This window comes from Streptomyces sp. NPDC045956 (genome assembly GCF_056430705.1).
Genome location: NZ_JBWKKZ010000015.1, coordinates 120559 through 140575 on the forward strand (window position 1 = coordinate 120559; position 20017 = coordinate 140575).

Sequence of the window (20017 nt, forward strand, 5' to 3'; positions counted from 1 at the left end):
TTACGTAAACATAACCACTCACCACCCTCTTCCCAGGCGGTCGATGTTTGCGTAAACATCACAGGGCGCGGCCCGCGGGGAGACCCTCCGGCCGACGCCCGTGTTCCAGGAAGTGGACGAGCGAGGGACGACATGACGACGCTGCAAGAACCGGTAGCCGCCGGGCCGCGGCCCGCGCCGCCGCCGACCGGGCGGGACCGCCGCTCCTGGACGGGGTGGGGCTTCCTCGGCCCCTTCGTAACCGTGTTCGCCCTGGTCTTCCTCGCGCCGATCGCGTACTCCGTGTACCTCAGCCTCTTCCGCGACCAGCTCATCGGCGGCAACACGTTCGTCGGACTGGACAACTACACCCAGGCGCTCCAGGACGACCGGTTCTGGGCCGCGATCGGCCGGGTCTCGCTCTTCCTGGCCGTCCAGGTGCCGGTCATGCTCGGCATCGCGCTGCTGGTGGCCCTGGCACTGGACAGCGGACGCCTGTACGGACGGGACTTCTTCCGCATCTCCATCTTCCTGCCGTACGCCGTGCCCGCCGTGGTGGCCACCCTGATGTGGGGCTTCATGTACGGCACCCGCTTCGGTCTGGTCGGCGACATCAACAGCGCGTTCGGCGTCTCGCTGCCCGACCCGCTCTCCCCCGACCTGGTGCTCGCCTCCATCGGCAACATCGTGACCTGGGAGTTCGTCGGCTACAACATGCTGATCTTCTACGCGGCGCTGCGCGTGATCCCGCACTCGCTGTACGAGGCGGCCCAGATCGACGGTGCCGGGCAGATCCGCGTGATCACCGCCGTCAAGCTCCCGGCCATCCGCGGGGCCCTGGTGATCGCGACGATCTTCTCGGTCATCGGCAGCTTCCAGCTCTTCAACGAGCCCAGCATCCTGCGGCCGCTGGCCCCCAACGCCCTCACCACCGACTACACCCCGAACTTCTACACGTACTCGCTGTCCTTCAACGGACAGCAGCACAACTACTCCGCGACGGTCGCCATCGTCATGGGGCTGATCACCATGGTCGTCGCCTACGTCGTCCAGCTGCGCGGCATGCGCAAGGGAGTGTGAAGCAGCGATGACCGGTCCCGTCGCCACCGTCACCGGCCGTTCCGCGACCGCACCGTCCGGCGCTCCGGGCTCCACCCCCAGGCTGCGCGCTCCACGGCGCCGGCACTCCCCCGGCAGACCCCGGCGCAGCGTCCTGCTGACCGTGCTGACCGGGCTGGTGCTCCTGTACAGCCTGGTGCCGCTGGTCTGGCTCGCCATCAGCGCCACCAAGACGCAGGAGGGCCTGTCCCGCTCCTTCGGCCTCTGGTTCGACAGCGACTTCGCGCTGTGGGAGAACATCGGCGAGACGTTCACCTACGACGACGGCGTCTTCACCCGCTGGCTGCTGAACACCCTGCTGTACGTGGTGCTCGGCGCGGGCGGTGCCACCCTTCTGGCGGTGCTCGGCGGCTACGCGCTCGCCAAGTTCGACTTCCCCGGCCGGCGTGCCGTCTTCGCCGTCGTCATCGGCGCGGTGGCCGTGCCGGGTACGGCGCTCGCGGTGCCGACCTTCCTGATGTTCAGCGAGATGGGGCTGACGAACACGCCCTGGGCGGTGATCATCCCGTCCCTGATCTCACCGTTCGGCCTGTACCTGATGTGGGTGTTCGCGAGCGAGGCCGTCCCGACCGAGCTGATGGAGGCGGCCCGCATCGACGGCGCGGGCGAGGTGCGCACGTTCTTCCGGGTCGTGCTGCCGCTGCTGGCCCCCGGCATCGTCACCGTCCTGCTGTTCACGATGGTGGCGACCTGGAACAACTACTTCCTGCCGCTGGTCATGCTCAAGGACCCCGACTGGTATCCGCTGACGCTGGGCCTGAACAGCTGGAACGCCCAGGCCGCGACCGCCGGCGGCGAGGCCGTCTTCCATCTGGTCGTCACCGGCTCCCTCCTCACCATCCTGCCGCTGATCGCCGCGTTCCTGCTGCTCCAGAGGTACTGGCAGTCCGGACTCGCCGCCGGAAGCGTCAAGGGGTAGCCCTCGCCCGCCCCCTCCCCCGCCCCTCCCTCCGACCCCCAACGGTGCCGGTCACGGCCACGAAGAAGTGGAAGCACACCCATGCCCAAGCACTCGCGCCGCCTGCTGCGCGGAACAGGCCTCCTCTGCGCCCTCGCCCTCGGGGCCGCCGCCTGCGGCGGATCCGACGACGGGGGGTCGGACCGGAAGGCGGTCTCCCAGGCGGACGTCCAGGCCGCCCTGAAGAAGGGCGGCACCCTCACCGTCTGGGCGTGGGAGCCCACGCTCGAACAGGTGGCGGCCGACTTCGAGAAGGAGCACCCCGGCGTCGAGGTCGAGCTGGTCAACGCGGGCACCAACAACGACCAGTACACCGCGCTGCAGAACGCGATCTCGGCGAAGAAGGGCGTCCCGGACGTCGCCCAGATCGAGTACTACGCCATGGGCCAGTACGCCCTGACCGAGCAGCTCACCGACCTCGAGGCGTTCGGCGCGGACAAGCTCTCCGCGCAGTACTCCCCCGGGCCGTGGAACGGTGTGCGGGCCGGCGGCGAGGGCGTCTACGCCCTCCCGATGGACTCCGGCCCGATGGCGCTGTTCTACAACAAGACGGTCTTCGACAAGCACGACATCGAGGTGCCCACCACCTGGGCCGAGTACCTGAACGCCGCCCGCGAGCTGCGCGAGGCCGACCCGAGGGCCTCCATCACCGCGGACACCGGTGACGCGGGCTTCGCCACCAGCATGCTCTGGCAGGCCGGCTCGCGCCCCTACACGGTCGACGGCACCGAGGTGGGGATCGACTTCTCTGACCAGGGCGCCAAGGCCTTCACCGACACCTGGCAGCAGCTCATCGACGAGAAGCTGCTCGCTCCCGTCACCAGCTGGACCGACGAGTGGTACAAGGGCCTCGGCGACGGCACCATCGCGACCCTGGCCACCGGCGCCTGGATGCCCGCCAACCTCGCCTCCGGCGTGAAGAACGCCGCCGGAGACTGGCGCGTCGCCCCGCTGCCCCAGTGGAAGGCGGGCGGGCAGACGAGCGCCGAGAACGGCGGCAGCGCGCTCGCGCTCCCGGAACTGGGCGACAACGAGGCGCTGGCGTACGCGTTCGTCGAGTACGCCAACGCCGGCGAGGGTGTGCAGACCCGGCTCGATGCCGGCGCCTTCCCGGCGACCACCGCGGACCTCCGGTCCGCGAAGTTCCAGGACGCCGCGTTCCCCTACTTCGGCGGCCAGAAGGCCAACAGGATCTTCGCCGAGTCGGCCGCCAACGTCCCCGACGACTGGTCGTACCTGCCCTACCAGGTGTACGCGAACTCGGTCTTCAACGACACCGTCGGCAAGGCGTACGTGTCCGGCACCACGCTGACCGAGGGGCTGAAGTCCTGGCAGGAGGCGTCCGTCAAGTACGGCAAGGAGCAGGGCTTCACCGTCGACCAGTAGCAGCAACGGCAGCGGCACGGGGGCCCGGCGCGGCACGCGCCGCCCCCGCACCGCACGCACCCCACCGGAAGGACCGCCATGATCTCCACCCTCCTCTCCCGTCTCCAGGGCGGGGCGGACGGTGCGCCCGTCCCCCGTCTGGGGTTCGGCGCCGACTACAACCCCGAGCAGTGGCCCAGGGAGGTGTGGGAGGAGGACGTACGGCTGATGCGCGAGGCGGGCGTGAACATCGTGTCCGTGGGCATCTTCTCCTGGGCCCGGCTCCAGCCGGGGCCCGACGTCTGGGACTTCGCCTGGCTGGACGACGTCATGGACCTGCTGCACCGCCACGGCGTCGGCGTCGACCTGGCCACCGCCACCGCGTCCCCGCCGCCGTGGCTGACCACCGCGCATCCCGAGATCCTCCCGGTGACCGACCGGGGCGAGACACTGTGGCCGGGTGCGCGCCAGCACTGGCGCCCCACCTCGCCGGTCTTCCGCGAGCACGCCCTGCGCCTGGTCCGGGAGATGGCGACCCGCTACGCCGGCCATCCCGCCCTGGTCGCCTGGCACGTCAACAACGAGCTGGGCTGCCACAACGCGCACGACTTCTCGGACGACGCGGCCCGTGCCTTCCGCGACTGGCTGCGCGCGCGGTACACCACGCTGGACGCCCTCAACCACGCCTGGGGCACGGCGTTCTGGTCGCAGCGCTACAGCGACTGGGAGCAGATCCTGCCGCCCCGGCTGGCCGCCTCCCACCCGAACCCGACCCAGCAGCTGGACTTCAAGCGCTTCTCGTCGGACGCGCTCAAGGACTACCTGCGCGCGGAGCGGGAGGTGCTGCGGGAGCTGACGCCGGACGTCCCCGTCACCACCAACTTCATGGTGATGCCCGGCACCAAGGGCATGAACTACGCGGACTGGGCGGACGAGGTGGACTTCGTCGCCAACGACCACTACGTCGTGCCGAGCGGCCGGGAACGCGACGAGCTGTCCTTCTCGGCGAACCTGACCAGCGGGATCGCCGGCGGCCGGCCCTGGTTCCTGATGGAGCACTCGACGAGCGCCGTGAACTGGCAGCCGGTCAACCTGGCCAAGCGACCGGGTGAGCTGGCCCGGGACTCGCTGACGCACGTGGCGCACGGCGCGGACGCGGTCTGCTTCTTCCAGTGGCGCCAGTCCGCGGCCGGCGCCGAGAAGTACCACTCGGCGATGGTGCCGCACGCGGGCGCCGACAGCGACCTGTTCCGCGCGGTCACCGCGCTCGGCGACACCCTGAAGGTCCTGGCGCCGGTCGCGGGCAGCGAGCGGGAGCCCGCCGAGGTCGGCATCCTCTTCGACTGGGAGTCGTGGTGGGCGAGCGAGCAGGACTCGCACCCCACGTCGCTGCTCGACTACCACCGGGAGGCGCTCGACTGGTACTCCGCGCTGCTCGCCCTGGGCGTCCGGGCCGACGTCGTCACCACCGGCGCCGATCTCGGCCGCCACCGGATGCTGATCGCGCCCGTACTGCACCTGGTCCCGGCCGAGCTGGCCAAGGACCTCACGCGCTACGCCGAGCAGGGCGGCCACCTGGTCACCACGTACTTCTCCGGTGTCGTCGACGAGAACGACCACATCTGGCTCGGCGGCTACCCGGGCGCCCTGCGGGACCTGCTCGGCATCCGCGTCGAGGAGTTCGGCCCGCTGCCCGCCGGGCAGAGCGTGGAGCTGGACGACACGAGCACCGGCACCCTGTGGACCGACCACATCACCGTCACCGCTCCGGGGACGGAGGTGCTGGCCCACTACGCGACCGGACCGCACGCGGGCCGGCCGGCCGTCACCCGGCGTGCCGCGGGCAGCGGTTCGGCCGCCTACGTCTCGACGCGGCTCGGCCCCGAGGGGCTCGCCCCGCTGCTGCCGCGGCTGCTGGAACCGGCCGGCGTGAGCAGCGAACTGCCCGCCTCCGTAAGGGGATCGGTGGAGGCGACGGTGCGCCGCGGGCCCGGCGGCCGGTTCCTCTTCCTGGTCAACCGGACCGACGGGTCCGTGACCGTGCCGGGACTCACCGGCGAGGTCCTGGTGGGCGCCACCGGAGACGGCGGTGCCGTCCTCCTCGGCCCCCGGGACGTGGCGGTGCTGCGCACCTCCACCACCTGAGCCCCCACCCGCCCCCTCACCGACTCCTCGGAGCGCACCCACCGCTCCGGGGCCGTCCTCCGCTGCCCGGACGCCGGCGGCGGGGGCCACCGCAGCGTCCACACCTTCCCGTTGGGAGCACACGATGGCACGCCGTACCCGCAGCAGACGCCTCCTGGGGGCCGCCGCCCTCACCGCCCTGGCCACGGGGGCCGCCCTGATCAGCGTTCCCGCCCGGGCCGAACCCGCGACGGCCGCCTCCTCGGTCACCGTACGGCTGGACCCGTCGTACCGGCAGGAGAGGTTCGAGGGCTGGGGCACCAGCCTGGTCTGGTTCGCCAACGCCACCGGTGGCTACCCGCCGGAGATCCGCGAGAAGCTGGCCCGCCTCCTCTTCGACGACGACGGTCTGGGGCTGAACATCGCCCGCTACAACATCGGCGGCGGCAACGCGCCGGACGTGAAGGACTACCTGCGGGCCGGCGGTGCCGTGGAGGGCTGGTGGAAGGCGCCCGCGGGCACCACCCGCGAGGACACCGACTGGTGGAGCGCCGACGACCCGGCCGACTGGAACGAGGACGCCGACGCGACCCAGCGCTGGTGGGTCGAGCGCATCAAGGACGACATCGACCACTGGGAGACGTTCAGCAACTCCCCGCCCTGGTTCATGACGGTGAGCGGTTACGTCTCGGGCGGCTTCGACGCCTCGGCCGACCAGCTGAAGCCCGAGTCCGTCGACGACTTCGCCGCCTACGTGGCCGGGGCGACCCGGCGGCTGGAGCGTGCCGAGGGCATCGAGGTCGACACCGTCGACCCGTTCAACGAGCCCAACACCTCGTACTGGGGCACGCGGCTGGGAGCCGACGGCGAACCCGTCGGCGGCCGGCAGGAGGGCGCCCACATGGGGCCCGAGTCGCAGCGCCAGGTCCTGCGGGCCCTGGCCCCCGCGTTGCGGAAGGCGAAGGTCGGAGCGGGCATCTCGGCGATGGACGAGACCAACCCGGGCACCTTCGCGCGGAACTGGAGCGCCTACGACGAGACCGAGCGCGGCCTCGTCGACCAGATGAACGTCCACACCTACGGCACCGGGCAGCGCACCACCGTGCGGGACCTGTCCAAGGCCGCCGACAAGCCGCTGTGGATGAGCGAGGTCGGCGGCGACTGGGGGGACGGCCAGGACTTCGAGGACATGCGGCCCGGTCTCGGCCTGGCCCAGCAGATCGTCGACGACCTGCGTGAACTGGAGCCCCGCGCCTGGGTGTTCTGGCAGCCCGTCGAGGACTACGACAACATGAAGCCGGGCGGTGAGTCGGCGAAGGGCGGCAACTGGGGCAGTATCCAGCTCCCGTTCGACTGCACCGCCGAGGACACCCTGGAGACCTGCCCGATCCGCACCAACACCAAGTTCGACACCGCCCGCAACTTCACCCACTTCATCAGGCCCGGCGACCGGCTGATCGGGACGGACGACACCTCCAGCGCCGCCGCCGTCACCCGCGACGGCAAGGGCGCCTCGCTCGTCCACGTCAACCGCACCGACGCGGCCCGCACGGTCACCGTCGACCTGTCGAAGTTCCGCGACGTGCGCCGCGGGGCCACCGTCACCCCGGTCGTGACCAGCGCCGACGGCAAGCTGGTACGGCAGGCGCCGGTCAGGGTGGGCGACCGCACGGCCACCGTCACCGTGCCGGCCCGGTCCGTCACCTCCTTCGCGATCGAGGGTGTCTCCGGCGTCGCGGACGACGCCGCCCCGCTGCGCGAGGGGCACACGTACACCCTGACCGGCGTCCAGAGCGGCAGGGCCGTCACCGTCGGGGAGAACGACCGGGACCTGGTCCTCGGCACCGAGGCCGACACGGGCGCCCAGCGGTGGCGGCTGAGCGCGGTCCGCCGGGACAGCGGCGTCCTCGACCGCCACGTCTTCACCAACCCGCAGGACGGGACGCGGCTGGCCGTGCGCGACGACGTCCCGGTGGCCGAACCCGACACCGGCAAGCGGGACCGGGCCGCCGAGTGGATCATGTCGACCACCGGTGACGGCACCTGGACCCTGGTCAACGCGGGCACCGGGCGTCTGCTCGAAGTCGGCGGCCAGGCGACGCACGAGGGCGCCGCCGTCACGACGTGGCCGCCCAACTCCGGCGCCAACCAGCGCTGGACGGTGACCGACGTGACCACCGGGCAGACCGGCTGACACCTCTCACGGCACCCGCGTACCCGACCGCACCGCCTCCCGGGAGGCGGTGCGGTCCGGGGGGGCCGACCCGCACGCACCGTGCGGAGGAGGACGTATGACGACCGACCCGCGCGAGAGGGAGGTCCGCCGCAGGATGGCGGCGCACGAGCTGTACTCGGACGGCGCGCCCGGCCTGGAGGGGCCGGCGGAGGAACGCCTGCGGGGCAAGGTGCCGGCCGACGCCTACAACGGGACCGGGGCCCGGGACGAGGACGGCCGCCGGGCCCTCCTGGAGGAGCTGTTCGCCTCCGTGGGGAGCGGCGTGCGGATCGAGCCGCCGCTGCACGTGGCTACGGCAACCACGTGCACCTGGGCGACGACGTGTACGCCAACTTCGGCCTCACCCTCGTCGACGACGTGGAGGTGTTCGTCGGGGACCGGGTGATGTTCGCCCCGCACGGGACCGTCAGCACCACCGGGCACCCCGTCCACCCGGACCTGCGCCGGGACGGGACGCAGTTCTCGGCGCCGGTGCGCATCGAGGACGACGTGTGGATCGGGGCCGGCGCGCTGCTCCTGCCCAGGATGACCGTGGGCCGGGGAGCGGTGGTCGGCGCGGGCAGTGTGGTGACGGCCCACGTGCCGCCGATGGTGGTCGTCGCCGGGAGCCCCGCGCGGGTGACGCGCGAGATCACGGACGCGGACCGGGAGTGGGCCCACCGTCCGCCCCGCACCGCGCGCCGGGCCGACCGGTGACGCCGTAGCGGCCGTCAACTCCGGTCGCAGGTCCGGCCCGTGACACCTTTCGCGGAGCAGTACGATGATCGAAAATCGCGGCGATGCGTCACCTCCCGGACCACGGAGCCTGCCATGACGACGGACCATTCCGAGCCTCCCCACGTCGACACCAGCCGGGCGCACCCGGCCCGGGTCTACGACTGGCTGCTCGGGGGCAAGGACAACTACCCCGTCGACGAGGCGGTGGGCGAGACGCTGCCGGCCGAGGCGCGGGCCGCGGCACGGCAGAACCGCGCCTTCATGAACCGCGCCGTGGCCCACCTGGCCGCCCGGGGCATCGACCAGTTCCTGGACATCGGCACGGGCATCCCGACCGAGCCCAACCTCCACCAGATCGTCCAGCGGACGGTTCCGGCGGCCCGGGTCGTCTACGCCGACAACGACCCGATCGTGCTGCGGCACGCGGAGGCGTTGCTGGTGAGCAGCCCCGAGGGCGCCACGGACTACATCCAGGGCGATGTGCGCGAGCCGGAGGAGATCGTGCGGCGCGCCCGCGAGGTCCTGGACTTCGACCGCCCCGTCGCGCTGTCGCTGATCGCCCTGATGCACTTCGTGCCGGACGACCAGGACGCCCACGGCATCGTCCGCGGGCTGGTCGAGACGCTCCCGTCGGGCAGCCACCTCGTCCTGTCGCACGCCGCGATCGACATCTTCCCCGAGCTGGCGGAGCAGGTGATCGCCCAGTACGCGAAGGGCGGCATCCGCCTGGGCTTCCGCACCCGCGCGGAGGTGGCCCGCTTCTTCGACGGACTTCAGCTGCTGCCGCCCGGGCTGGTCACCGCCACCGAATGGTGCGGCGCGGACCAGGAGCGGCCCGCGCCGGAGGAGAGCGGTATCTACGCGGGCGTCGCCCGCATTCCCTGACCGGGACCGGACGGCGGCTCAGCGGCGGCGCCCCCGGGCCGCCCAGCCGCTGCCTATGCCGGCGACGTGCAGGGCCAGCAGGGCCAGGCCGACGAGCATGACGTTGGTGGAGGTGAAGACGTCGTTGGTCGACACCTCCGCCGCGTTGATCAGCCAGGCGATGAGGAACAGGACCGCCGCGATGATGGCCAGCACGGTGTACATCCCTTCGGATCGGGGGCACCGGGGCGGTGCCGTGCCACGCGTATGCCCCCGACGGGCCGCGTGACACGGCGGCCGTCGCCGCGCGCTTCGTAGAGTGGAGGGACGGGACCGCGGCACCACCGTCCGGTCCCTCCGCACCAGCGCTCCGGAGACCTCATGCACGACCCGTCCTCCGCGCCGGACGACGGCTCCGGCACCCTGTTCGGCCTGGACGCACTCGTCCCCGGCCCGCCGGTACCCGCCCCCACCGGACCGCTCTTCCGGGACTCGGCGACCGCGCGCCGCCTTCTGCCGGTCCGGGAGATCCACGCCGAACCGGCGGCGGCGGCGTCCGAACGCGGCCGGCAGGTCCTGGCCCGGTTCCCCGACGCCCGGGTGATCGAGGTCGACTCGCACTGGCGCATCCCCGGCCTGCACGGCAACGAGGGGAACGTGGAGCGCTGGGTGCGGGTCAAGGGCGAGACGCTGGTGCTGGGCGAGCGCAAGGCGCCGACCACCCGGCCCAACGGCCGGTCCGCCGACTGGATCGCCCCCGGCGCCTCCAACGGCTGCGCGATGGCCTGCGCCTACTGCTACGTGCCCCGGCGCAAGGGGTACGCCAACCCGGTCACGGTCTTCACCAACATCGACCGGATCATCGCCCACATCGGCCGGCACATCGCCCGGCAGGGCCCGAAGCCGGAGCCGAACCAGTGCGACCCCGAGGCCTGGGTCTACGACATCGGGGAGAACGGCGACTGCTCGGTGGACGCCCTGATCTGCGACAACACCGCGGATCTGGTCCATGCCTTCCGGCAGTGGCCGACGGCCAAGGCGTCCTTCGCCACCAAGTTCGTCAATCCCGACCTGCTGGCCCTCGACCCCCGGGGCCGCACCCGCGTCCGCTTCTCCGTGATGCCGCCCGAGGACTCCCGGCTGCTGGACCTGCGCACCTCCCCGGTCGCCGAGCGGATCGCCGCCGCGGCCGACTTCCTGGACGCCGGCTACGAGGTGCACTTCAACCTCTCCCCCGTCGTCCTGCGGCCGGGCTGGGAGGAGGCCTGGGCGGAGCTGCTGCGCCACCTCGACGACGTCCTGCCGGACCGGGTCAAGCGGCAGGCCGCCGCCGAGGTGATCATGCTGACGCACAACCGGGAGCTGCACGAGGTGAACCTGGGCTGGCACCCGCGCGCCGAGGAGGTGCTGTGGCGGCCGGAGCTCCAGCAGGCCAAGCGCTCCGAGAACGGCGCGCTGAACGTGCGCTACCGGGTCGGCGTCAAGGCCGACGCGGTCGCCCGGGTCCGTGCGCTGGTCGAGGCGCACACGCCCTGGCTGCGCGTCCGGTACGCGTTCTGAGCCCGGCGCGTCACTTCACGGCGTCGGCGAAGAGCGGCACCACCTTGTCGAGGGCGTAGCCCACGGAGAGCACGGAGTTGGTGGCGAAGGCCTGGCTGACGTCCGGGTCGTCGAAGACGACGGTGCGGCCCTGCTTCGCGGCCGGGAGGGAGGTGAAGAGCGGGTCGGAGGAGATCCTGGCGGCGTCCACGCCGATGGGGGCCATGACGACGAGGTCCGCGTCCAGCATCTGGAGGTTCTCCTCGGAGACGGACACGGAGAAGCCCGCGCCGGCCTCGGCCTCGACCTCCGGGTTGTTGCGGAAGCCGAGCCGCTCCACGAAGTTGACCCGGTCGGTGCCCTTCACGTACGCGCCCCAGCCGGCCGAGGTACGGGAGCCGAGGGTGATGGTCCTGCCCTTGAACTCGGGGTGCGCCGCGGCGGCGGTGGTGAACTTCTTCTCCGTCTCGGTGACGAGCCGCTCGCCCTCGTCCGGGGTGCCGAGCGCGGTGGAGATCATCTCGGTCTGCTTCTGCCAGGCGATCTTGTACTGGTCGCCGCCCTTCGGCACGCCGATGGTCGGGGCGATCTTGCTGAGGGTGTCGTAGCGGGTCCGGTCGCCGCTCGACTTCACGTCGAGGATCAGGTCCGGGTCGAGGGCGGCGATCTTCTCGTACTCCGGCTCCAGGGTGCCGATCTTCTGCGGGCTCCTGTCGTAGCGGCCCTCGGCCCAGGGGCCCACGCCGTCGCCGCCGAAGGCGAGCCAGTCGCTCTGGCCGACGGGCTGGACACCCAGGGCGAGGGCCGTCTCCGCGTCGCCCCAGCCGAGCGCGACGACCCGCTTCGGGCGGGCGTCTACGGTGACGGTGCCGAACTTGGTCTCCACCTTCGCCGGGAAGGCGCCGGACTCGCCGCCGGAGGCGCCGGAAGGGCCGGACCCGGAGTCGTCGGAGGAGGAACCGGAGCCGCAGGCGGTGAGGGCGCCGAGCAGCAGCGCGGTCAGGGCGGCGGCCCACAGGCGCCACAGGCGGCGGCCGGGGCGGGCGGGGAGGTGCGCGGACATGGGGGCTCTTTCCGTCATCGGGGGTCCTGGTCGGGGGTGTGGTGGCGGCCGAGGGGGACGATCATCGGTGTTCCGGACGCGGGGTCCGGGATCACCGTCGAGCGCAGGCCGAAGACCTCGTCCACGAGGGACTCGGTGACGATGTCGGCGGGCGCGCCCTCGGCCACGACGCGGCCGGCCTTCATGGCGATCAGGTGATCGGCGTAGCGGCAGGCCAGGTTGAGGTCGTGCAGGACCACGGCGAGGGTGACGCCGCGGTCCCGGTTGAGGTCGGTCAGCAGGTCCAGGACGTCGAGCTGGTGGCTGATGTCCAGGTAGGTGGTGGGCTCGTCGAGCAGGAGGACGTCGGTCTCCTGGGCGAGGGCCATGGCGATCCAGACGCGCTGGCGCTGTCCGCCGGAGAGTTCGTCCACCGGGCGGTCGGCCAGGTCGAGAACGTCGGTGGCGGCCAGGGCGGCGGCGACGGCCTCGTCGTCGGCCGCCGTCCAGCGGCGGAACCAGCCCTGGTGCGGGTAGCGGCCCCGGCCGACGAGGTCGGCGACGGTGATGGCGTCCGGGGCGACGGGGGTCTGCGGCAGCATGCCCAGGGTGGCGGCCACCTGCCGGGTCGGGGTGGCGTGGATGTCGCGGCCGTCGAGCAGCACGGTGCCGGCGGTGGGCGTCAGCAGCCGGGCCAGGGCGCGCAGCAGCGTGGACTTGCCGCAGGCGTTCGGGCCGACGACCACGGTGAGGCGGCCCGGCGGCAGGTCGACGTCGAGGTCGGAGATGATCTCACGCTCCCCGTAGCCGAGGCCGAGGCCACGGGTGCGGAGGGTGTGCTGGGAGGTCACCGTGGGCTCCTCGGGGGTGGGGTCGGGGCAGGGGCGGGCGGGGCGGGGCACGGTCAGCCGCCCCGGCCCGCGCGGCCGGCCCGGGCGAGCAGGTAGAGCAGGTACGGGGCGCCCACGACGCTGGTCACCACGCCGACCGGGAGCTGGGTGTGCGGCAGCAGGTGCTGGGCGGCGAAGTCGGCCGTGCAGACCAGCACGGCGCCGGTCAGCGCGGACGGCAGCAGGGCGGCGCCGTGGCCGGGCAGCAGGCGGCGGGCGATCGGCGGGCAGACGAAGGCGACGAAGCCGATGGGACCGGCGGCCGCCGTCGCGACGCCCACCAGGGCGGTGGCGCAGGCCAGCAGCGCCAGCCGGCCGCGCTCGACGCGGGCCCCGAGGCCGCCGGCCGCCTCGTCGCCGAGCTGGAGCACCGTCAGCGACCGGGAGGCGGCCAGGGTGAGCGGCACCAGTACGACGGCGCAGCCCAGCAGGGGCCACAGCTGGTCCCAGGAACGGCCGTTGAGGCTGCCGGCCAGCCACACGAAGGCGTTCTGCGCCTCCGTGACCTCGGCACGGGTCATCAGGTAGGAGCGCAGGCTGACCAGTCCGGCGGAGACACCGATGCCGATCAGGACGAACCGGCCGCCGGCCACGCCGCCCCGCCAGGCCAGCAGGTAGATGAGGGCGCCCGCCAGCAGCGCGCCCGCCAGCGCTCCGCCGGACAGGGCGAGACCGCTGAGGCCGAAGGCCAGGGACGCCAGGACCGCGGCGGCACTGGCGCCGGCGCTGACGCCGATGATGTCCGGGCTGGCCAGCGGATTGCGCAACAGGGCCTGGAAGACCGCGCCGGACAGGCCGAAGCAGCAGCCGACGAGAAGGGCCAGCAGGGCCCGGGGCAGGCGCAGTTCGTGCACGACGAAGCGGCTGCCGCCGTCCCCTCCCCCGGCGAGGACGGCCCACACGTCGGCGAGCGGGACATCGATGTCACCGACGGTCAGGGACAGCACGAGGGAGGCCAGCGCCACCAGGGCCAGGCAGGCGCAGACGAGCCCGAAGCGGGCGCGCCGGGCGCGTCTGAGGCGGTCGATGCGCGCGCTGGCGTCGGCGAGGCGGGCGACGGGGGTGGGGGCGGAGGCGACGCGGGGCGTCTTCACAGGGCTGCCTTCCCTCGTCGGCGGACCAGGAGGATGAACGGGACGCAGCCGACGGCGGCGGTGACGACGCCCACCTGCACCTCGCCGGGCGGGGCGACGACGCGGCCGATGACGTCCGCGACCAGCAGCAGCACCGGCGCGAGGAGCGCGGAGTAGGGCAGGACCCACCGGTGGTCGGGCCCGGTGACCATCCGCACCGCGTGCGGGACGGCGAGGCCCACGAAGGCGATGGGTCCGGCGACGGCGGTGGCGGCCCCGCACAGCAGCACGGTGCTCGCCGCGCCCACCAGCCGCGCGACGACGACGCGCTGGCCCAGCGCGCGGGCGACGTCGTCGCCGAGGGCGAGCCCGTTGAGGCGGGGCCCGAGACCGAGCGCCAGGACGGTGCCGGCGGCCACGAAGGGCAGCGCCTGGAGGAGCACGTCGAGGTCGCGGCCGTCGAGCGCGCCGACCTGCCAGAAGCGGAACTGGTCGTAGGTCCGGCTGTCGGTGAGCAGCATGGTGTCGGTGACGGAGACCAGCAGCGCGGTGGCAGCGGCTCCGGCGAGGGCGAGCTTGACCGGCGTGGCGCCCTCGCGGCCGAAGCTCGCGACGCCGTACACCAGGGCGGCCGCCAGGCAGGCGCCCAGGAAGCCGAACCAGATGTACTGCTCCGGCTCGGTGAGCGAGAGGACGCTCATGGCGAAGACGACCGCGACGGCGGCGCCCGCGTTGATGCCGAGCAGCCCGGGGTCGGCGAGCGGGTTGCGGGTCACGCCCTGCATGACGGTGCCGGCGAGCCCGAGGGCGACGCCGGCCAGCAGCCCGGCCAGGGTGCGGGGCACCCGGACCTCCTGGACCACGAGTTGGCCGCGCACGGAGCGGTCGGGGTCGAGCACGCCGTGGACCACGTCGTGCAGCGGGACGTCGCCGGAGCCGACGGCCAGGCTGAGGGCGGTGGCCGCGAGGAGCAGCACGGCGAGCACCCCGAGCCCGGCGCTCAGGACGGTCCGTCTGGAGGCGTGCCCGGGCCGGGCGGGTGGGGCTGGGGGCATGGACGAATCCTCGGGAAGGCACAGGAGCGGCCCAACGCACCGGAAGATTCCGTTCCGAGGTTAGGTAAGGGGAACCTAACATCAGATAATGTTTTCTGTGCAACCAACGGCCGGGGCTCGACACCCCCGGCGGCACGAACCTTTGGAGCCTTCCTTGCCGCACACGATCGACGCGACCGGAGACCGACCGGGCACCGTCACCGAGGAGGGCTGGGCCGAACTCGGCTCGCGGGCCGAGCTGCGCGAACTGCTGGGCGAGCCCTGGCCCGTCGTCATCGACAAGGTGCACGACCGGCTCACGGACATGGACCTGGACATCCTGGCCCGCTCCCCCTTCTGCCTGCTGGCCACCTCCGACGCCGCGGGCAACTGCGACGTGTCGCCCCGCGGCGACGCACCGGGCTTCACCCACGTCCTCGACCCGGGCACCCTCGTCCTGCCGGACCGGCCGGGCAACCGGCGCGGGGACAGCTTCCACAACATCCTCGACAACCCGCACGCGGGCCTGCTGTACCTCGTCCCGGGTGGCAAGGAGGTGCTGCGCGTGAACGGCCGAGCCCGCATCCTGACCGACGCGCCCTTCTTCGACGCCCTGGCCCGGGACGGCCGCCGGCCGGACCTCGCGCTGGTCCTGCGGATCGACGAGATCTACCTCCACTGCCCGCAGTCCCTGAACCGGTCGGGCGTGTGGAAACCCCAGACCTGGCAGGCGAATTGAGCCAGCCGGGGGCCCGGCCGGCCCGCCCGCCGCACGGCCGCCGGGGTGCCGTGTGAGCCCCGCCTCTACCAGCTCTTTTTAGGTTAGGCTAACCTTCGCCACGTGAGATCTGGTGAAGACGAAGCCGGCGGCGGCCGCCTGCGCGGACATGAGCTTTCGGCCACGGGCGTGACCGTCGCGTACGACGGCGCCGACGTCGTGCACGACGCGGCGATCGGGCTGCGGCCCGGCGAGGTGACCGTCCTGGTGGGGCCGAACGGCAGCGGCAAGTCGACGCTGCTGCGAACCGTCGCCCGCCTCCAGCGAGCCCGCAGTGCCACGCTGCGGATCGACGGCGACACCGACGGCATGGCACTGACGTCCCGTGAGTTCTCGCGGTACGTCGCCCTGCTGACCCAGGGCCGCCCGACGCCGGGCGGCCTGACCGTGCGCGACGTCGTCGAGTTCGGCCGCTACCCCTACCGGGGGCGCTGGGGCCGGCCGGACCCGGACGGCCCGGCCGCCGTGGACAGGGCGCTGGCCCTCACCGGCGTCGACGGTCTCGCCGACCGCGGCGCCGACCACCTCTCCGGCGGTCAGTTGCAGCGGGTCTGGCTCGCGAGCTGCCTCGCCCAGGAGACCGGCGTACTGCTCCTGGACGAACCCACCACCTACCTCGACCTGCGCTACCAGGTCGAACTCCTCGACCTCATCCGCGACCTGGCCGACGTCCACGGCATCGCCGTCGGCGTCGTGCTGCACGACCTCGACCAGGCCGCGGCCGTCGCCGACCGGATCACCCTGCTCGAAGCGGGCCGGATCGTCGCCGACGGCACGCCCGAGGACGTCCTGACGCCGGAGCGGCTGACGGCCGTCTACGGCATCCGGATCGACGTCGACACCGACCCCCTCACCGGCCGGCTGCGCACCCGCCCGATCGGCCGCCACCACATACGAACCGAAAGGCTCGGCACCACCTCATGAGACGCCTCCTGCTCACCGCGGCCGCCACCACCGCCGCGGCGCTCACCCTCGCCGCCTGCGGCACCACCGAACCCGCCGCCGACAAGTCCGAGAAGAAGTCCTCCGAGGCCATCACGCTCAAGGACGGCAAGGGCACCGAGGTGAAGCTCGACGGCCCGGCCGCCAAGGTCGTCGCCACCGAGTGGAACGTCGTCGAGAGCCTCGTCTCCCTGGGTGTCGACCCGGTCGGTGTCGCGGACGTCAAGGGCTACAAGACCTGGGACAGCGCGGTACCGCTGAAGAACGAGCCCAAGGACATCGGCACCCGCGGCGAGCCGAGCGTGGAGACGGTCGCCTCCCTGGCCCCCGACCTCATCGTCGCCACCACCGACCTGCCCCCCGCCGCGGTGAAGCAGCTGCGCGAGGTGGCCCCGGTGATGGAGGTGACGTCCGCCGACGGCACCGGCCAGATCGAGCAGATGCTCGAGAACGTGGACCTGATCGCCCAGGCCACCGGCACCACGGACCGGGCCAAGACGCTGCGCGAGGGCTTCGAGGCGAAGGTCGCCGAGGGCAAGAAGGCCCTGGCCGACGCCGGACTTGCCGGCGAGCAGATCGCCTTCGCGGACGGCTACGTCGCCTCCAACCAGGTCTCGATCCGCCCCTACACCGCGACCTCGCTCCTCGGCGAGGTCAACGAGGCGGTCGGCCTGACCAACGCCTGGAAGGTGAAGGGCGACGAGGCCTACGGCCTGGGCACCACCGACGTGGAGGGCCTGACCGCCCTGCCCAAGGACGTGCACTTCGCCTACATCGGCAACGACGACGACCCGAGCGCCACCCCGTTCACCGGCGCCCTGGCCAAGAACTCGGTGTGGAAGTCCCTGCCCTTCGTCAAGGCCGGCGACGTGCACCGGCTCGACGACGGCATCTGGATGTTCGGCGGTCCCGGGTCGATGGAGGCGTACATCGACGCCGTCGTCGGCGCGCTGACGAAGTAGCGAGGCCATGGCCGTCACCGCAACCGAACCCGCTGCCCGTCCCTCGACGAAGGCACCCACGCCCCGGTCGGGCGCGGCAGCGGTGACGGCCGGGCTCGTCCTGCTGGTCGCCGCCCTGGCCGTCGTCGACATCGCCCAGGGCACCGCCGCCGTCGGCCCGTCCGAAGTGTTCAAGGCCCTCACCGGACAGGCCGACCCCGACGACGCGTCCGTCGTCATCGCCTCCCGGCTGCCCCGGATGACCGCCGGCCTCCTGGTCGGCGCCGCGCTCGGCATGGCAGGGGCGGTGCTCCAGGCGGTCAGCCGCAACGTGCTGGCCTCCCCCGACACCCTGGCCGTGAACGCCGGTTCCTACCTGGCCCTCGGGCTCGCCGGCGCCACCGGCGTCTCGCTGCCGATGATCGCCTCCTCCGGGGTCGCCTTCCTCGGCGGACTGCTCGCGGCGGCCGTCGTGCTCGGGCTCTCCGGCCTCGGCACCGGCACCGTCCGGCTGGTCCTCGCCGGTACCGCGCTGATGCTGGGCCTGAACTCCATGACGGAGGGCCTGCTCCTGCTCTTCCCCGAGCAGACCGAGGGCCTCTACCAGTGGAACCAGGGCAGCATCGCCCAGAACGGCTTCGACGGCGTCCTCCAGATGCTGCCCGTCGTCCTCGTCGGACTGGTCGGCCTGATGCTGACGGCCCGCCGGGTGGACGCCCTGGCCCTCGGCGACGACGCGGCGCGGGGCCTGGGCGTCCCGGTCCGCGCCACCCGGGTCACCGTCGTGGTCCTGGCGGCGCTGCTGTCGGCCGCCGCGGTCACGCTGGCCGGGCCCATCGGCTTCGTCGGCCTGTGCGCGCCCGCCCTGGTCCGTCCGCTCTCCCGGCACTTCCGCGGCTTCGCCCGCTCCCGCGTCGCGATGCCGGCCGCGGCGCTGACCGGCATGGCCCTGGTCCTCGGCTCCGACGTGCTGCTGCGGTCGCTGATCAAGGACGAGCTGTCGGTGGCGGTGCCCACCGGCGTGGTCACCAGCCTGGTCGGCGCCGTCTTCCTGGTCGCGATGGCGCTGCGGCTGCGGGACACCGCCGGGTCCGGCGCCCCGGACCGGCTGCGCATCCCGAGCCGGACCGTCTTCCTGGCCACCGTGGCCGCCCTGACGGCCGTGCTGGTCGGCCTGGTGATCGCCGCCGTGCTGGTCGGCGACAGCAAGCTGCTCCTCGGTGACGTCGTCAACTGGGCGCAGGGCAGCGCCGGACGGACCGTGTCCTTCGTACTGGACACCCGGGTGCCCCGGGTGCTGGCCGCGCTCTGTGCCGGTGCGGCGCTCGCCCTGGCCGGCACGCTGGTCCAGGCAGTCACCCGCAACCCACTGGCCGAACCGAGCGTCCTCGGCGTCACCGGCGGCGGCGCGCTGGGCGCCGTGATCCTGGTGACCACCGCGCCGGTCGCCGGGACCTGGGGGGTGGCCGGCGCCGCGTTCGCGGGGTCCGGCCTCACCGCGGTCCTGGTCTTCGGGCTCGCCGCCCGCGGCGGCTTCCAGCAGAACCGGCTGGTCCTGGTCGGTATCGGCGTCGCCGCCGCGACCACGGCGCTCATCTCCCTGCTGATCGTGCTCACCGACCCGTTCAACGCCACCAAGGCGCTGACCTGGCTGTCGGGTTCGACGTACGGGCGGACGATGCCGGACATCGCGCCGGTGGCCGGCGCGCTGGCGATCGGCATCGTGGTGGCCGTCGCGCGGCGCACCGAGCTGGACCTGGTCTCGCTGGACGAGGACACCCCGCGCCTGCTGGGCCTGCGGCTGGCCCCGGGGCGCCTCGGCTTCCTGGTGCTCAGCGTCGTGCTCACCTCGACGGCCGTGGCCTGCGCGGGCACCATCGCGTTCGTCGGGCTCGTGGCCCCGCACGCGGCACGTGCCCTCGTGGGCCGCCGGCACGCGCGGGTCGTACCGGTCGCGATCCTGCTCGGCGCCTCGCTGGTGTGCGCGGCCGACCTGATCGGCCGCACCGTGATCGCCCCGGCCCAGCTGGGAGCGGGCCTCATGACCGCGATCATCGGCACGCCGTACTTCCTGTACCTCCTGGTGCGCAGCCGCCGGTAGCCGCGGCCCCGGCCCGTCACCCGACGCCGCCGCTCCCGATGGCCGGGCGTCCTGGTCCGCTCCGCGGGGCCGCCCGGCGGTCGGCGAACGGACCGCGCGGTCCCCGGGACGGGGCCTGCCCGGCCGACGCCCGCCGGGCGGCGGACCGGCCGCGGGCGCCCGGCTCCCCCACCGGGCGCCCGGCCGGCGCCTCACCCGCCCCGATCCTCCACGGCAGCCACCGCGCCGACCTCGGGTCCTCGGTCACCGTTGTTAGACGACGCGTCAAGTTACTCAACCGTAATAAGCATGGTGCTACCCACGGTAACCCCTGGC

18 protein-coding genes are annotated in these 20017 nt (G+C 73.0%); 13 read left to right on the top strand and 5 right to left on the bottom strand.

Annotation, left to right across the window (positions count from 1 at the left end; translation table 11 throughout):
• Positions 1-132: 132 nt before the first annotated feature.
• From AC07FV_RS31920 to AC07FV_RS31955, 8 genes are all read left to right on the top strand, one after another.
• Complete coding sequence (locus AC07FV_RS31920) at positions 133-1059, top strand: carbohydrate ABC transporter permease (protein WP_479091051.1); 927 nt, start codon at positions 133-135, stop codon at positions 1057-1059.
• A 7-nt stretch (positions 1060-1066) separates the two neighbouring features.
• Positions 1067-2017, top strand: coding sequence for a carbohydrate ABC transporter permease (locus AC07FV_RS31925; protein ID WP_479091053.1), 951 nt, complete (start codon positions 1067-1069; stop codon positions 2015-2017).
• 81 nt (positions 2018-2098) lie between these two features.
• The gene (locus tag AC07FV_RS31930) at positions 2099-3442 is read left to right on the top strand and encodes an ABC transporter substrate-binding protein (RefSeq protein WP_479091055.1); all 1344 of its coding nucleotides are present in this window, start codon (positions 2099-2101) and stop codon (positions 3440-3442) included.
• Positions 3443-3520: 78 nt separating this feature from the next.
• Positions 3521-5566, top strand: coding sequence for a beta-galactosidase (locus AC07FV_RS31935; RefSeq protein WP_479091057.1), 2046 nt, complete (start codon positions 3521-3523; stop codon positions 5564-5566).
• A 124-nt stretch (positions 5567-5690) separates the two neighbouring features.
• The gene (locus tag AC07FV_RS31940) at positions 5691-7739 is read left to right on the top strand and encodes a glycoside hydrolase (RefSeq protein ID WP_479091059.1); all 2049 of its coding nucleotides are present in this window, start codon (positions 5691-5693) and stop codon (positions 7737-7739) included.
• A 97-nt stretch (positions 7740-7836) separates the two neighbouring features.
• Entirely contained in the window at positions 7837-8166 is a 330-nt protein-coding gene (locus AC07FV_RS31945; RefSeq protein ID WP_479091061.1) for a maltose acetyltransferase domain-containing protein, read from the top strand.
• Complete coding sequence (locus AC07FV_RS31950) at positions 8085-8477, top strand: DapH/DapD/GlmU-related protein (protein WP_479091064.1); 393 nt, start codon at positions 8085-8087, stop codon at positions 8475-8477. Before AC07FV_RS31945 ends, AC07FV_RS31950 begins: the two co-directional genes overlap by 82 nt.
• Positions 8478-8591: 114 nt before the next feature.
• Positions 8592-9383, top strand: coding sequence for an SAM-dependent methyltransferase (locus AC07FV_RS31955; protein ID WP_479091066.1), 792 nt, complete (start codon positions 8592-8594; stop codon positions 9381-9383).
• 18 nt (positions 9384-9401) lie between these two features.
• On the opposite strand, the gene AC07FV_RS31960 is transcribed toward AC07FV_RS31955, so the two are convergent.
• Positions 9402-9587 carry a hypothetical protein gene (locus AC07FV_RS31960; RefSeq protein WP_053126814.1) on the bottom strand — a complete coding sequence of 62 codons (186 nt, stop codon included), beginning with the start codon at positions 9585-9587 and terminating at the stop codon, positions 9402-9404.
• A 156-nt stretch (positions 9588-9743) separates the two neighbouring features.
• Between AC07FV_RS31960 and AC07FV_RS31965 the strand changes: the two genes are divergently transcribed.
• Positions 9744-10922, top strand: coding sequence for a spore photoproduct lyase family protein (locus AC07FV_RS31965; protein ID WP_479091067.1), 1179 nt, complete (start codon positions 9744-9746; stop codon positions 10920-10922).
• 10 nt (positions 10923-10932) lie between these two features.
• On the opposite strand, the gene AC07FV_RS31970 is transcribed toward AC07FV_RS31965, so the two are convergent.
• The 4 genes from AC07FV_RS31970 to AC07FV_RS31985 are packed head-to-tail and all read right to left on the bottom strand — an operon-like array spanning position 10933 to position 14961.
• Positions 10933-11964: an iron-siderophore ABC transporter substrate-binding protein gene (locus AC07FV_RS31970; protein ID WP_479091069.1), complete on the bottom strand. Its 1032-nt coding sequence runs from the start codon at positions 11962-11964 to the stop codon at positions 10933-10935.
• Between the two features lie 14 nt (positions 11965-11978).
• Positions 11979-12794, bottom strand: a complete 816-nt coding sequence (locus AC07FV_RS31975; protein WP_479091070.1) for an ABC transporter ATP-binding protein — start codon at positions 12792-12794, stop codon at positions 11979-11981.
• A 53-nt stretch (positions 12795-12847) separates the two neighbouring features.
• Entirely contained in the window at positions 12848-13927 is a 1080-nt protein-coding gene (locus tag AC07FV_RS31980; protein WP_479091072.1) for a FecCD family ABC transporter permease, read from the bottom strand.
• The gene (locus AC07FV_RS31985; RefSeq protein WP_479091074.1) at positions 13924-14961 is read right to left on the bottom strand and encodes a FecCD family ABC transporter permease; all 1038 of its coding nucleotides are present in this window, start codon (positions 14959-14961) and stop codon (positions 13924-13926) included. Before AC07FV_RS31985 ends, AC07FV_RS31980 begins: the two co-directional genes overlap by 4 nt.
• 154 nt (positions 14962-15115) lie before the next feature.
• On the opposite strand from AC07FV_RS31985, the gene AC07FV_RS31990 reads away from it, so the two are divergent.
• From AC07FV_RS31990 to AC07FV_RS32005, 4 genes are all read left to right on the top strand, one after another.
• Complete coding sequence (locus AC07FV_RS31990) at positions 15116-15679, top strand: MSMEG_1061 family FMN-dependent PPOX-type flavoprotein (protein WP_479091076.1); 564 nt, start codon at positions 15116-15118, stop codon at positions 15677-15679.
• A 102-nt stretch (positions 15680-15781) separates the two neighbouring features.
• Positions 15782-16642, top strand: coding sequence for an ABC transporter ATP-binding protein (locus AC07FV_RS31995; protein ID WP_356609577.1), 861 nt, complete (start codon positions 15782-15784; stop codon positions 16640-16642).
• Positions 16639-17622, top strand: coding sequence for an ABC transporter substrate-binding protein (locus tag AC07FV_RS32000; protein WP_479091077.1), 984 nt, complete (start codon positions 16639-16641; stop codon positions 17620-17622). Before AC07FV_RS31995 ends, AC07FV_RS32000 begins: the two co-directional genes overlap by 4 nt.
• A gap of 7 nt (positions 17623-17629) precedes the next feature.
• Positions 17630-19702, top strand: coding sequence for an iron ABC transporter permease (locus tag AC07FV_RS32005; protein ID WP_479091079.1), 2073 nt, complete (start codon positions 17630-17632; stop codon positions 19700-19702).
• Positions 19703-20017: the final 315 nt, after the last annotated feature.